This is a genomic window from Bacteroidota bacterium (genome assembly GCA_016711505.1).
In the GTDB taxonomy this organism is placed as follows: Bacteria; Bacteroidota; Bacteroidia; order AKYH767-A; family 2013-40CM-41-45; genus JADKIH01.
In genome coordinates, this window is the sequence record JADJSV010000001.1 from 781,203 (window position 1) to 795,364 (window position 14,162).

Here is a 14,162-nt window from a genome sequence, read left to right on the forward strand (position 1 = left end):
TTTATTATTTTAGATATGTAAGATCCACTAACCCCGGTGTTCTTTCCACAGTAAACCCTTCACCATATTTAAAACCGGCCGGCCGGCCAAATTCTATAGCACGGCCTTTTAAAAAATCTAAAAACTCTCTTGTAGAAATCGCAGTTTCGGGTCCTGATGTACCCGGCTGATAAAATTGTGTTTTATATGCTAAGACCGATTCCATTTTCTGTTCCCACTCCTCCGAAATATCCACTACAAAATCCGGTTTAATGTATCGGTCCTGGATGTAATGATATACAGCAGTCGGACGCCATGGTTCTTGTCGGACACCTGAATCCATTGTCTCCACTTTTAACAAGCCTGACAAAAAAACCGAATCTGTAAGGAGGTCCGATCCACGTCCATGATCAGGATGTCTGTCATTGATAGCATTGCCCAAAACAATCTGCGGCCGGTACTTACGAATCATTCTTACGATTTCAAGTTTATGAGTTTTATCGTTTAAAAAATACCCATCAGACATATTCAGATTTTCCCTGATATGCAATCCCATGATCTTTGAAGCCGCTTCCGCTTCTGACTTTCTGGTCTCTGCCGTTCCCCTTGTTCCAAGTTCACCATTTGTAAGGTCTACAATGCCACACTTATAGCCCTTTTTTATATGATTTATCAAGGTCCCGGATGCACTTAATTCAACATCATCAGGATGCGCTCCAAAAGCAAGTATGTCTAATTTCATAGGATAGTTAAATAAGTACTTCGTACATTTATTCCGGTCAAAAATAACAATCAACTTCGTATTAAAATACTTTTTTTAATTTCGAAGAATTCTAATCCACATTTATGAAAATTTCTTTTCATGGTGCAGCACGCACAGTTACCGGAAGTAAGCATTTGCTAAAACTGAATAGTGGTTTGAATATCTTGCTGGATTGCGGATTTTTTCAAGGACTTGGTTCGGAAACAGATGCTTTAAACCGCCACTTTGGCTTTGAACCTTCGGAAGTTGATATCCTTATTCTATCACATGCTCATATTGACCATTCAGGAAATATTCCATTGTTGGTAAAACAAGGTTTTAAAGGTAAGATCTACTGTACAGCAGCGACTCATGATCTGGCTGCAATAATGCTTGCTGATACGGCACATATTCAGGAAAATGATCTCAAATACATTAATAAGAAACGAGAAGCAAAAGGTAAAACTCTGCTAGAACCCATTTATACTATTGAAGATGTCGATGCAGCAATGGAATTGTTTTTCACACTTCCTTATCGTAAAGAAATTGAGATTGCTCCTGATGTTAAAGTATCTTTTACTGACAGCGGACACATCCTTGGTGCAGCTGCTGTTAATATGAAAATAAAAGAAAACGGAAAAGAGATACGATTGACATTTACCGGTGATATAGGCAGGCCTGGAGATAAAATTTTAAAAGTTCCGGACCCTTTTCCACAAGCAGAATATATTATTTGTGAAAGTACTTACGGTAACAGACTTCATGATACAACAGAAGATTCTGAAAGAAAGTTGCTTGACATTGTTAAGCAAACATGTATAGAAAAGAAAGGAAAGCTGATCATTCCTGCCTTTAGTCTTGGAAGAACGCAGGAAGTAGTTTACGTTCTGAACATCCTGAAAAATGCAGGTCTACTCCCTCCTATTCCTGTTTATGTTGATAGTCCACTATCTGTTAATGCTACTGCCATTATGAAAGCTCATCCGGAATGTTTCAATGGTGAGATACTTAAATTATTAAGAGAAGATCCGGATCCTTTTGGTTTTGATAACCTCCATTACATTCAGCAGGTGAAAGATTCTATTGCATTAAACGATATGGATAAACCGATGATCATTATTTCTGCATCGGGTATGGCGGATGCCGGAAGAGTAAAACATCATATTAAAAATAACATCAAGGATAAAAAGAACACAATTCTATTAGTAGGATATTGTTCACCCGGCTCTTTAGGTGGAAGGCTTGCAGCCGGACAAAAAGAAGTCCACATATTTGGAAAAGAATATGAGGTTTTATGTGACGTTGTTCAAATGAATAGTTACAGTGCGCATGGTGATTATAATGAGATGTTACAATATCTTTCTTGTCAGAAACCGGAAGAAATTAAAGAAATGTTCTTAGTACATGGTGAGTATGAAGTTCAGGTTGACTGGAAAGAGAAATTACTCGATAAAGGTTTCAGAAAAATTACCATCCCTGAACTACATTCAACTTTTGAAATAAACTGATGAATATAGTATTGCAGCTTATACAAAAAGAAATTAAAAGCGAATGGAAGCAAAAGTATGCTTTCAATGGATTGCTATTGTATGTTGTAAGTACTGTATTTGTTTGCTATTTATCGTTCCGTCAAATTGTTGATCTGCCAACGTGGAATGCTTTATTCTGGATCATTCAACTTTTTGCAGGAGTAAATGCTATTTCAAAAAGTTTCCTGCAGGAAGGCCGCGGAAGGATGTTATATTATTATACTATTTCAAATGCAAGATCATTTATTTTAGCTAAGATCATTTACAATCTTCTGCTGATGTTAGTGCTGTCAGGTTTCAATCTTATTTTTTATTCACTCTTTATCGGAAATCCGGTGCAAAATATGCCAATGTTTATTCTGGCAATGGTCTTGGGAAGTGCAGGATTTTCAGCAGTACTGGCAATGGTTTCTGCAATTGCTTCAAAGGCAGGAAATAATTTTGCATTGATGTCGATCTTAAGTTTTCCTATCCTGATTCCTATTCTCATGGTCACCATCCGGTTTTCAAAGAATGCTATGGACGGAATTGCCTGGGCAGTGAATCAACAATTCGCAATTATATTACTTGCATTGATTGCAATGGTCTTTGCATTATCATATCTACTCTTCCCTTACCTTTGGCGTGATTAATAATTCGAATCAACACTATGAAAAATAATACTACATCTGTATTTTCAGGTTTACAATGGTGGAAATGGCTCTGTATTGTATTGCTATTCTATACCTTTTACCAGGGACTTATGATTGAAGTGCCACGAATGGCAATTTTGCATGAAACGATCCGAAACTTATTCTTTCATGTAACGATGTGGTTCTCTATGATCATTATGATGTTTGCATCTTTGGTTTATGGTATCCGCTACCTTTCTTCAAACGATATCAAATTCGATATCAAAGCCAGTGAGTCTGCATATACCGGAGTATTTTTAGGAATCCTGGGTCTTGCAACAGGAAGTCTATGGGCAAAATATACCTGGGGCGCCTGGTGGGTCAATGATGCTAAATTAAATGGTGCAGCTGCAGCCATGCTTGTTTATTTTGCCTATATCATTTTGAGAGGATCAATTGATGATGAACATAAGAGAGCAAAGCTGTCAAGTGTGTATGGGATTTTTGCATTCACTATGATGCTTGTCTTCATTATGATTCTCCCTCGTCTTACAGATTCACTTCATCCGGGAAATGGCGGCAATCCCGGTTTCAGCAATTACGATCTTGATAGCAAAATGCGGACAGTTTTTTATCCTGCAGTAATTGGCTGGGCTCTGCTTGCAACCTGGATCACAGAAATTAACGTTCGAATAAAAGTCCTTAAAAATAAATCAGAAGAATAATCATGAAAAAAAATCACCTTCTCTTCTATTCAATACTCCTTTCGTTTCTTCCGCTATTGACCTTTGCACAAGGTAGTACTGAAGAAATGGCCGATATAATGAGATCGAATGGAAAGATCTTCGTTGTCATCGGAGTCATTAGCATCATTTTACTGGGTATTCTTATCTTTCTCCTCATCATTGACAAAAAAGTGCGTGTTTTAGAGAAAAATCAGCATAAAAAGTAAATTTCCGGCTAAAATCTTCATCGAAAAAATACAGAATTGCTACTGATTTTAATGCTAAATTTGCATTTCATTTAAGTACCGCATTCTATGAAAAAAACGCACATTATTGCTATTGTCATTATTGCAATTGCAATCGGAGCAATCCTGAGTACACTTGCTGATTCCAGCACATACGCCTCTTTTCGTGTTGCTGAAGAAGAACCTTCAAAAACTTTTCATGTCGTAGGTAAATTAAATAAAGACAAACCACAGGAATACAATCCGAAAGTTGACGCAGACTTGTTCTCTTTTTTTCTGGTCGATAATGAAGGCAAAGAAAAACAAGTACAATTACATAAAGCTAAACCACAAGACTTCGAGAAATCAGAACAGATCGTTGTTATTGGAAAAATGGAAGCAGGAAATTTTGTTGCATCAGACATTCTGATGAAATGTCCTTCTAAGTACAATACTTCCAGTGAAGACATGAAAGCTGTAACTTCTCAACGTTGATATTTAGCAACTACAACTAACTTTAATGGACATACAATACATAGGAGAACAACTCCTTTGGGGAAAGATTGGAAATCTTCTGGTATTTACTGCATTTACCGCAGCTCTATTGGCGGCAATCTCCTTTTATTTTGCTATTCGCAATGAAGATAAGACGTGGCGGAAACTTGCAAGACAGGCCTTTGCAATTCATACTATTTCAGTAACCGGAATTTTTGCATTACTATTTTATCTGATACTCAATCATCGGTTTGAGTATGTGTATGTATGGGAACACAGTAACACAATAATGCCGCTGAAATATATTCTCTCTTGTTTCTGGGAAGGACAAGAAGGAAGTTTTTTACTTTGGATGTTCTGGCATTGTGTTCTTGGATGGGTACTTATTCTAACCGCCGGTGAATGGGAAAGTGGAGTTATGTTCGTGATCTCAATGGTACAGGTTTTCCTGGGATCAATGATCCTCGGTGTTGTTATATTAGGATATAAACTTGGGAATAATCCTTTTGTTCTTTTACGCGAACATCCGGATTTTGCTAATCTGCCTTTCATTAAAATGCCGGATTACCTTGCCCGGATAAAAGATGGTCGTGGATTAAATCCGCTTCTGCAAAATTACTGGATGACGATTCATCCACCTACACTCTTCCTGGGCTTTGCTTCTACTGTTGTCCCGTTTGCATTTGCAATCGCAGGGTTATTAAGAAAGAAATTTTCAGAATGGATCAAGCCGGCATTACCATGGACTTTCTTCGGTGTAATGATCCTGGGAACAGGAATTCTGATGGGTGCTGCATGGGCTTACGAATCATTAAGCTTCGGTGGTTTCTGGGCATGGGATCCTGTTGAAAACGCTTCGTTAGTTCCATGGATGACATTGGTTGGTCTTGCGCACGTTATGCTGATCTATAAGCACAGAAAGCGTTCATTAATTTCGAATTACATTCTTGCAATTGCTACCTTTTTCTTTATCCTTTATTCTACCTTCCTTACAAGAAGTGGAATTTTAGGAAACTCTTCTGTTCATGCCTTTACCGATCTTGGAATGTCGGGTCACTTATTGATCTACATGTTATTCTTCCTTGTTCTTTCTGCCTTTCTGCTAATTAAAAATTACAATGCATTAAAAGAATCACATGAAGAAGAACATCTTTCTTCCCGTGAATTCTGGATGTTTATAGGGATGCTTGTTTTAGTGATCGGTTGTTTGCAAATTACATTTACAACATCATTGCCGGTGTTCAATAAATTATTTGGACTCAACATGGCAGCACCGACTGATGCCATCGACCATTATAATAAATGGCAGGTACCTGTTGCAATATTCATTTGTCTGCTGATTGGGATTGCTCAATACTTCAAATACAAAAAAAGTGAATGGAAAGATATCAGAAAAAAGCTGACCTTAAGTCTGATGCTTTCACTGCTGGTAACTGGTCTGAGTGCTTTTTATCTTGGAACATACAGAGTACATTATTATATTTTATTTTTCGCTAGTGTATTTGCTGTCATAGCGAATCTGTCTTACATCATAACTATATTAAAAGGTAAACTCAGTAACTCAGGTGCGTCAATTGCACACATCGGAATCGGATTAATATTACTTGGGGCACTTGTATCAAATTCTAAAAAAGAAGTGATTTCAAGAAACCTGAAAAATGTTGACCTTGGCAAAGACATGCCGAATAAGGAGAACATCATGATCGAACAAAAGATCGATACTCTTCCAATGGGCAGTTATTATGTCACCTATTCAAAACGTGAGACAGAAGGCGTAAACGTGTTTTTTACGATAGAATATTTTAAATTGAATCCTTTAACAGGCAATAAAGAAAAACAGTTTGAATTAAAACCGTTTGTTCAATTAAATGAAAGAATGGGAAATGTTGCAGAACCTGCAACCAAACATTTCTTTGATAAAGATATCTATACACATATTACTTATGCTGAAATTGAAAAAGCAAAAAGTGATCATGGTGAAGAGGGACACAATCACGAAGAGAACGAAGACTATCAACCTTATAAAAAACAAATGCTCGCTGTTGGTGATACATTTATTACCAGCAACAGTTTTGTCATTCTTCGAGGTCTGAAAAAAGATCTTGACAGGAAAGATTTCGAATTACACGATTCTGATCTTATCGTCGGTGCGGACTTGATGATTCAGGATATCAACAAAACTACTTACGAAAGTATGCCTGTTTTTGTGATCAAAGACTTTTCAGTTTATACGAAGACTTCAGTTGTTGACGAGTTAGGATTGAAATTTGAATTTTCAAAGATCGACCCGGGCACAGGGAAAATCGAACTTGCAGTTGCAGAAAAGAAAGAAAATAAATCAGACTTTATCGTAATGAAGGCTATCATCTTTCCATACATTAATATTCTATGGATAGGTTGTTTATTCATGATCATTGGCTCACTCATTGCCATCAGAAAGATGCTCAAGAAAGTCAGAAAAGCCGACAACATATAAACTAATGAAGATAGTAATCATCGGTGCAGGGAATCTGGCGTGGCATATTGCCCCGAAACTGAAGAAGCTGGGACATGAGATCATAGGTGTTTATAGCAGGACAAAAAAATCAGCTGATTTACTATCGAAAAGAATCGGGTCAGATTCTTTTTCAGATATAGAAAGGATTCCGGAAAATGCAGATCTCTATATTGTAGCCCTTCATGATAAAGCTATTGCTTCAATTGTCAGACAATTAAAATTTATTCCCAAATTCATTGCACATACCAGCGGAGCAACTCCTCTGTCAGCTTTTCCGGTGAAGTTCAAAAATGTAGGTGTATTCTATCCGTTACAATCGTTTTCAAAAAACAGAACTGTCAAATTTGATTCTGTACCCTTTCTGATTGAAAGCAAGAATACGAAAACAAAAAAAGTTTTATCTGACCTTGCCCGGCAATTTTCCAATAATGTGCATTTCGTTTCTTCGGAGAAAAGAAAAAGAGTTCATCTGGCAGCTGTATTTGCAAATAATTTTGTCAATCATATGTATTCCTTGTCGGCAGAAATTTTACAGGAAAATCAATTATCATTTGATCTTTTAAAACCGTTGATTTTTGAAACGGCAGCTAAAATCAAAGAAAATCATCCTGATAAAATGCAAACCGGTCCGGCCAGAAGAAATGATCAACCTGTAATTAAGGAACACCTTAAACTTTTAAGAGGCAAAAAACAAAGAAAAGACATCTATACACTTTTGAATCAAAGTATTCTTGATAAGTTTAAAGTAAGGAATTAATTTCAATTCCATAATTTCTCTATTATTGTATCGATGAAAAATTTCAAAGAAACACTCCACCCTATCCGATGTTTTGTTTTTGATGTTGATGGAGTTTTAACCGACAACCGGGTTGTAGTTATGCCGAATGAATTGCACAGAATCATGAATATCCGTGATGGCTTTGCGTTAAAGGAAGCTGTGGATACCGGCTATCATGTGATCATCATTTCCGGCGGCAAGTCTGAAAGTGTCAGAACAAGACTTGCAAACCTTGGAATAAAAGATATTTATCTTGGTGTAAAGGATAAAACCGTTCAGTTAGATGAAGTAAAAAAAATGTACGGATTGAAAACAGATGAGATCTTATACATGGGTGATGACATTCCTGACTATTATGTAATGCAACAAGTCGGAGTTCCTACTTGTCCAAACGACGCTGTTCATGAAATACGCGAACTCTGTACTTACGTCAGCCCTTTCAATGGCGGCGAAGGATGTGTCAGAGATGTTATTGAACAAACACTGAAACTTCATGGCAAATGGCCGGTGAAATAATTTCCGCAAACAAATTTATGATTTTCCTGAAACTTATCAGATGGCCCAATCTGATTATGATAGCCGTTACACAATTTCTTGTTCGCTATTGTCTGATCATGCCGGCATTCACTGTTGAATACAAAGTAATTGATGTTTTTCCTGATCATCTCAATAAATTACAATTCCTTCTTTTGGTAGCGTCTACTCTTTTGATTGCTGCAGGAGGATATATTATTAATGACATTCAGGATACATCAATCGACCTTGAAAATAAGCCGGGGAAAAATAAAATAAACAATGGAATTTCAGAAGCGTTTGCGCTAAGACTGTATTATATCTTAACCATCATTGGAATCGCTTGCGGATTTGCAACAGCAATTATGATTCAAAAATTATCTTTAGGCTTCATTCCTCTTTTCGCTGCTGCGTCATTATATATGTATTCCACTTTCTATAAGAAAAGATTTCTTTCAGGAAACATAATGATCGCAATACTTTCTGCCTTAAGTGTAATGATAGTGGGCCTCTTTGAACCTGCTTTCTATAAAAGCTTTATCTATCTGCTTTGGTACGGCGTGTTTGCATTTGAAATTTCTTTGATCCGGGAAATCATAAAAGATATTGAAGACAAAGATGGTGATGAAAAAGCACAATCGAAGAGTCTGCCAATTCTACATGGCATTCCCAAAACAAAACTGGTCATCTATGGATTGATCCTATTTATGATAGCTTCCATCATGCATGTTCTGTACTATGATTTTTATGAGAATACTGTTATCAGTTTTTGGGTTCTTACAGGAATTTTTATTTTACCATTACTGATTCTTGCTTATTCAATTTACATTTCACAGGAAAAAAAAGATTATCGCTTCGCAAGTGGAATTGCTAAAGCATACATGACGTTGGGAATTTTCAGCTTATTCGGATTCTGGTATTATTTCTTAAGATAGAATTTTGAAAAATTTCTCATCCTTCAACTTAATTCTTGGCTCCGGATCTCCACGGAGAAAACAATTATTGTCCGAATGCGGATTTGACTTTAGGGTCAGGACCAATGAGATTGACGAAACTCCCCCACCCGGCCTTCTCCGTTCAGAAATTGCAATGAAACTTGCAGAAATGAAATCCGATGCATTGAGAAATACACTTACAGAAAAAGAAATCCTGATCACTGCAGATACAATAGTGTGCCTTGATGAACTTGTTTTGAATAAACCTGAAGACGCACAACATGCATTTGAAATGCTACGAAAGTTGAGTGGCAAAGTACATCAGGTTTATACCGGAGTTTGTATTTCCTCGAAAATAAAAAAGATTGTATTTTCTTGTGAGACAGATGTTGAATTCAATTTATTGAGTGACGAATTAATACAAAGGTATGTCACTGAATATTCTCCATTCGATAAAGCAGGATCTTATGGTGCTCAGGAATGTTTACCGGAAGAATTGAATCCTTGTTCAGAAGCCGAGAAACAATTTATCCGTTCTATCGGAAAACCTGATCTTTTTGAAAACACTTTAGTGCAAACCGGAAAAGAGAGCATTCCTATCATTAAAAAAATTACAGGAAGTTATTTCAATGTCATGGGTTTGCCAATTGTTGAGTTGACTAACCAACTGAATAGTTTTATCGACTGATCATGGAAAAGCAAAAAGATTCCGGGATCAGAACAGCATATTTGAAAATGCATCTTGCCATTTTCTTATGGGGATTCACGGGCCTGCTGGGCCAGAAGATCCACCTTAATGAAGGCATGTTAGTATGGTATAGAATGCTCTTAAGTAGCCTGGCCATACTTGGAATATTTTATTACAGAAAATCTTTTCCCAAAATAAAAACCCGCGAGATCTGGATGATCGGCGCAATTGGTTTTTTAGTTATGCTGCATTGGGTCGCATTCTACGGTTCAATAAAAGCCAGCAGTATTTCTGTTGCAATGATCTGTCTTTCCGCCATTGCACTCTTCTCCTCTATTCTTGAACCATTGATCAACAAAGCACCATTTGATTTTGTCGAGATCTTGTTTAGCGCAATGGCCGTTACGGGAATTTCAACCATTTACAATTCTGATGTTACTGCTTCTACAGGAATTATTCTTGGACTGATAAGTGCATTCTTAAGTGCACTCTTTTCAACATTCAATAAACGTATAGCCGGAAAATATGAAACTCTTACAATTAGCTTCATAGAATTATCATTCGGATTCGGATTTCTCACATTGCTTCTTCCGGTCTATTTTTTATTTGCTGACAGTTCGAAACTGATTCCTGACTGGTCAGACTTATTTTATTTGTTGATCCTATCCTTGTTTTGTACAGTATTAACCTGGATACTATCTTTACAGGCATTAAGAAAAGTTTCTGCATATACGATGGGACTTGCATTGAACCTTGAACCTATTTATGGAATTATACTTGCAATTCTATTTGCAAACGAAGGGCGCTTAATGAATAGCGGATTTATAACAGGAGCAGTTATTATTCTGGTCACAGTTGTCCTGCACACGATTTATAAAGCAAGAAAAACAAAACTGGCAAAGCAAAATGCTGCATTATAAAATTATCGAAAGCCCTATTGGTAAGATCCTGTTGATTTCAAATGAATCAGGACTTTGCTTTGCAGAATTTGAAGACGATTCCAATCCGGATAAAAAATTGAAAGCAATTGCTTCAAAATTTAAAGAAGAATTCTGCGAAGGGAATAATGAGATCCTGGAAACAACTCAACACCAATTAGACCTATACTTTAAAAAGGAATTAACAATTTTTAACATTGCACTCTCACCTTTTGGAACAGGTTTTCAGAAATCTGTCTGGAATTCATTGCAGGAAATACCTTTTGGTAAAATAAAAACGTACAAAATCCAATCAGAAAATCTTCAATCACCTGATGCGATACGGGCAATAGCAAGTGCAAATGGGAAAAATCCAATCGCAGTCATCATTCCATGCCATCGTGTAATTGGCTCAGATGGTACTTTAACCGGATATGCAGGGGGACTATGGCGTAAAAAATGGTTACTTGAACACGAAGGATCACTGAATGCAGGACAAGTGTCATTGTTTTGATTATAATATATTGTACTTTTGCTGAATGCTGAATCGGGGAAAGATCTTCTTTTCATTTTTATTTCTATTCGTATTTCTGATTCCAACTGTCGGAGAAACGTTACATCAGCTTTCTCATGCAGGCGATTTTCATTGCACCGAAAAAAATGTTCATCATTTTCATGAATCTGAACATCATTGTTCAATTTGCGATTTCTCTTTCACAACATACTATTCTGATATTTTTAAACCTGAAGTAAAAGCAATAGGGTATTTTATATTTCCATATCAAACACTTAAAACACATTCACTTTTTTATTCTGAAGTAACGACTCTCGCATTAAGAGGGCCGCCAATTTGCTAGTACTTTTTTATGATTCAATTTCTTTAATTCCGTTATAAGCAGATCTTTTAAAGCAAACTAAGCTTTAGAGCATTCATGCTTCATAGGGATATTTCCCTCATAGTTATGCTACCGGAATTCAGAAATATAACTCATCAGTTTCTAACAAATTAAAATCATTAAAATGAAAGCAAAGTCATTTCTATACGGAATCGTATGTGCGTGTTTGCTGCTTGGATATCTAAACGCAGCTGCATCAGGCGAAAAAATAAAATTAACAGGAACAGTTACAGACAAATCTACAGGAGAAAAAATTCCGGGAGTTACGATATATATTCCCGATTTGAAAACCGGAAGTATCACAGATATAAACGGAGAATTCAGAATTGAGAACCTGCCAGACAAAAAACTAATTTTTCAATTCAGTCTGATTGGATATAAAAATTACATTACTACAATTGATCTTTCAACAACAAGAAGTATAGATGTTAAACTTGAAACAGCAGTTAAAGAGATAAATGCAATTGTTGTTACAGGTTCCGCAAATGCTGTTGAGAAAAACAGAACACCGACACCAATAACTGTCATTCAAAAGTCGCTGATCGTAGAAAACTCTTCCTCCAATATCATCGATGTTCTTGCTTCACAACCGGGCATCTCCCAGATCACAACCGGTAGTGGTATTTCTAAGCCTGTCATCAGAGGGCTTGGATACAACAGGGTAATTGTTATCAATGATGGAATAAAACAAGAAGGACAGCAATGGGGCGATGAACATGGAATTGAAATAGACGAATATAGTGTTGACAAAGTTGAAATTCTCAAAGGACCTGCTTCTTTAATGTACGGATCCGATGCAATGGCAGGTGTTATCAATATGATCTCTGCTCCTTCTCTTGCTGAAGGAAAAATTACGGGTGAGTTGATCTCTGAATTTCAGACTAACAACGGTTTATATGGATATTCCGCGAATAGTAAAGGAAATTTAAAAGGCTTTGTCTGGGATGCACGATTCAGCAATAAAGCAGCACACGCTTACAAAAATAAATATGACGGCTATGTATATAATTCCGGATACAAAGAATATGCTGCTCAAACAATTCTGGGGATAAACAGATCCTGGGGCTTTTCTCATTTGCATTTGAGTTACTTTAATTTGATCCCGGGAATTTCAGAAGGCGAACGCGATGCTACCAGTGGAAAATTTATTAAGCCCGTTGCAATAAATGATTCAACAATTGAAGAAGTTATCGCAGGCGATTCCGATTTCAAGTCTTATTCATCGAATGTTCCTTTTCAAAAAGTAAATCATTATAAGATCGTTCTGAATAACAGTATGATCATCAGTCAGGGAACTCTGAAGAGTGTTTTCGGATATCAGTTAAACGAAAGAAAAGAATTTGCTGAGATCACAAGTCCCGATGATTACGGACTTTATTTTAAACTAAGTACTTTTAATTACGAACTTAAATATCATTTTCCTGAATATAAAAAGATCAATTTCACAACAGGTTTGAATGGAATGTTACAAAACTCTTTGAATAAAGGCACTGAATATCTTGTCCCCGCTTACACTTTATTCGATGGTGGTATTTTTGCAATTGCAGCGAGAAATTTTAATAAGATCGATGTCAGCGCAGGGATCCGGTACGACTCGCGGAAATTAAATGGTGAAGATCTTTATCTGGATGCAAACGGAATTTCTACAAATGAAAATAATTCAACAGAACACCGTTTTAATTCTTTTACTACCACATTTTCCGGATTAACAGGAAGTGCCGGAATGGCCTGGAATTTCAATCCGAACTTTTATACCAAAGCCAATATTTCCTTTGGTTTCAGAGCTCCGAATATTGCTGAGCTCGGCGCTAACGGTGTACATGAAGGCACTATACGATATGAAATCGGAAACACTCAATTGAAAGCTGAAAAAAGCCGGCAAGTAGATCTTTCATTGGGCTTCAACACAGATCATGTCAGTATAGAGATCGATGGATTTATAAATTCTATTGATAATTTTATTTTTCTATCAAAGCTCTCTACTTCTGGCGGAACTGATTCTCTCCGGGATGGAAATTCTGTATTCCTCTATTCATCAGGTGATGCTTTATTGAAAGGTGGCGAGATCCTGATCGATCTGCATCCACATCCATTCGACTGGTTGCACTTTGAAAATTCTCTTTCCATAGTAGATGCTCAACAGAAGGATCAACCTGACAGTACGAAATATCTTCCCTTTACGCCACCAATGAAGGTAACTTCAGAATTAAAATTCACAGCGAAAAAATTGTCGAAGGTGATCAGCAACAGTTATTTTAAAATTGGCATCGATTATTATTTTGAGCAGGACAAAATCTATTCTGCATTCAATACTGAGACTTCAACACCCGGTTATAATTTATTCCACGCAGGGATTGGAACCGACGTGACAATAAAAAAGAAGAAACTATTATCAGCATATATTAATGTTACCAATTTAGGTGATGTTGCTTACCAAAGTCATTTGAGCAGGTTAAAGTATGCTCCTGAAAATCCGGTAACCGGACAAACGGGAATCTTTAACATGGGAAGAAATATAAACTTCAAAGTGATAGTCCCACTCGAATTTTCAAAAAAATAGGTTAATTACAGGTATTTTCAATTAAAAACGGCAAAAGAAGATTTTGCCGTTTTTTTTTTATTTATATCTTTAT

Annotated in this window: 14 protein-coding genes; 13 read left to right on the top strand and 1 reads right to left on the bottom strand. The window is 36.6% G+C overall.

What is annotated here, in order from left to right; translation table 11 throughout:
* Window positions 1–4 precede the first annotated feature (4 nt).
* Complete coding sequence (bshB1, locus tag IPL24_03360) at window positions 5–721, bottom strand: bacillithiol biosynthesis deacetylase BshB1 (GenBank protein ID MBK8362732.1); 717 nt, start codon at window positions 719–721, stop codon at window positions 5–7.
* Window positions 722–825: 104 nt separating this feature from the next.
* Here bshB1 and IPL24_03365 point away from each other — a divergent pair, with 104 nt between their 5' ends.
* The 13 genes from IPL24_03365 (at window position 826) to IPL24_03425 (ending at window position 14,089) form a co-directional block, all read left to right on the top strand.
* The gene (locus IPL24_03365; GenBank protein ID MBK8362733.1) at window positions 826–2,229 is read left to right on the top strand and encodes an MBL fold metallo-hydrolase; all 1,404 of its coding nucleotides are present in this window, start codon (window positions 826–828) and stop codon (window positions 2,227–2,229) included.
* Entirely contained in the window at window positions 2,229–2,882 is a 654-nt protein-coding gene (locus IPL24_03370; protein ID MBK8362734.1) for a heme exporter protein CcmB, read from the top strand. The genes IPL24_03365 and IPL24_03370 overlap by 1 nt, the downstream gene beginning before the upstream one ends.
* 17 nt (window positions 2,883–2,899) lie before the next feature.
* Window positions 2,900–3,586 (top strand): cytochrome c biogenesis protein CcsA, encoded by a 687-nt coding sequence (ccsA, locus tag IPL24_03375; protein ID MBK8362735.1) that lies wholly within the window; start codon window positions 2,900–2,902, stop codon window positions 3,584–3,586.
* 2 nt (window positions 3,587–3,588) lie between these two features.
* Window positions 3,589–3,813, top strand: a complete 225-nt coding sequence (locus IPL24_03380; GenBank protein MBK8362736.1) for a CcmD family protein — start codon at window positions 3,589–3,591, stop codon at window positions 3,811–3,813.
* An 87-nt stretch (window positions 3,814–3,900) separates the two neighbouring features.
* Complete coding sequence (locus IPL24_03385) at window positions 3,901–4,305, top strand: cytochrome c maturation protein CcmE (protein ID MBK8362737.1); 405 nt, start codon at window positions 3,901–3,903, stop codon at window positions 4,303–4,305.
* A 25-nt stretch (window positions 4,306–4,330) separates the two neighbouring features.
* Window positions 4,331–6,781: a cytochrome c biogenesis protein CcsA gene (gene ccsA, locus IPL24_03390; protein MBK8362738.1), complete on the top strand. Its 2,451-nt coding sequence runs from the start codon at window positions 4,331–4,333 to the stop codon at window positions 6,779–6,781.
* A 4-nt stretch (window positions 6,782–6,785) separates the two neighbouring features.
* The gene (locus tag IPL24_03395; GenBank protein ID MBK8362739.1) at window positions 6,786–7,559 is read left to right on the top strand and encodes a DUF2520 domain-containing protein; all 774 of its coding nucleotides are present in this window, start codon (window positions 6,786–6,788) and stop codon (window positions 7,557–7,559) included.
* A gap of 33 nt (window positions 7,560–7,592) precedes the next feature.
* The gene (locus tag IPL24_03400; protein MBK8362740.1) at window positions 7,593–8,096 is read left to right on the top strand and encodes an HAD-IIIA family hydrolase; all 504 of its coding nucleotides are present in this window, start codon (window positions 7,593–7,595) and stop codon (window positions 8,094–8,096) included.
* A 17-nt stretch (window positions 8,097–8,113) separates the two neighbouring features.
* Complete coding sequence (locus tag IPL24_03405; GenBank protein MBK8362741.1) at window positions 8,114–9,028, top strand: geranylgeranylglycerol-phosphate geranylgeranyltransferase; 915 nt, start codon at window positions 8,114–8,116, stop codon at window positions 9,026–9,028.
* 4 nt (window positions 9,029–9,032) lie between these two features.
* Entirely contained in the window at window positions 9,033–9,716 is a 684-nt protein-coding gene (maf, locus tag IPL24_03410) for a septum formation protein Maf (protein MBK8362742.1), read from the top strand.
* 2 nt (window positions 9,717–9,718) lie between these two features.
* On the top strand, window positions 9,719–10,636 hold the full coding sequence (locus tag IPL24_03415) for an EamA family transporter (protein ID MBK8362743.1): 918 nt from the start codon (window positions 9,719–9,721) through the stop codon (window positions 10,634–10,636).
* Window positions 10,623–11,147, top strand: coding sequence for a methylated-DNA--[protein]-cysteine S-methyltransferase (locus IPL24_03420; protein ID MBK8362744.1), 525 nt, complete (start codon window positions 10,623–10,625; stop codon window positions 11,145–11,147). The genes IPL24_03415 and IPL24_03420 overlap by 14 nt, the downstream gene beginning before the upstream one ends.
* Before the next feature lie 506 nt (window positions 11,148–11,653).
* The gene (locus IPL24_03425) at window positions 11,654–14,089 is read left to right on the top strand and encodes a TonB-dependent receptor (protein ID MBK8362745.1); all 2,436 of its coding nucleotides are present in this window, start codon (window positions 11,654–11,656) and stop codon (window positions 14,087–14,089) included.
* Window positions 14,090–14,162 lie beyond the last annotated feature (73 nt).

Coding starts and splice junctions, on each gene's coding strand:
- ccsA (MBK8362738.1), top strand. CDS start 4,331: ATGGACATACAATACATAGGAGAACAACTCCTTTGGGGAAAGATTGGA.
- IPL24_03385 (MBK8362737.1), top strand. CDS start 3,901: ATGAAAAAAACGCACATTATTGCTATTGTCATTATTGCAATTGCAATC.
- IPL24_03420 (MBK8362744.1), top strand. CDS start 10,623: ATGCTGCATTATAAAATTATCGAAAGCCCTATTGGTAAGATCCTGTTG.
- ccsA (MBK8362735.1), top strand. CDS start 2,900: ATGAAAAATAATACTACATCTGTATTTTCAGGTTTACAATGGTGGAAA.
- IPL24_03425 (MBK8362745.1), top strand. CDS start 11,654: ATGAAAGCAAAGTCATTTCTATACGGAATCGTATGTGCGTGTTTGCTG.
- IPL24_03405 (MBK8362741.1), top strand. CDS start 8,114: ATGATTTTCCTGAAACTTATCAGATGGCCCAATCTGATTATGATAGCC.
- IPL24_03395 (MBK8362739.1), top strand. CDS start 6,786: ATGAAGATAGTAATCATCGGTGCAGGGAATCTGGCGTGGCATATTGCC.
- IPL24_03380 (MBK8362736.1), top strand. CDS start 3,589: ATGAAAAAAAATCACCTTCTCTTCTATTCAATACTCCTTTCGTTTCTT.
- IPL24_03365 (MBK8362733.1), top strand. CDS start 826: ATGAAAATTTCTTTTCATGGTGCAGCACGCACAGTTACCGGAAGTAAG.
- IPL24_03400 (MBK8362740.1), top strand. CDS start 7,593: ATGAAAAATTTCAAAGAAACACTCCACCCTATCCGATGTTTTGTTTTT.
- IPL24_03370 (MBK8362734.1), top strand. CDS start 2,229: ATGAATATAGTATTGCAGCTTATACAAAAAGAAATTAAAAGCGAATGG.
- bshB1 (MBK8362732.1), bottom strand. CDS start 721: ATGAAATTAGACATACTTGCTTTTGGAGCGCATCCTGATGATGTTGAA.
- IPL24_03415 (MBK8362743.1), top strand. CDS start 9,719: ATGGAAAAGCAAAAAGATTCCGGGATCAGAACAGCATATTTGAAAATG.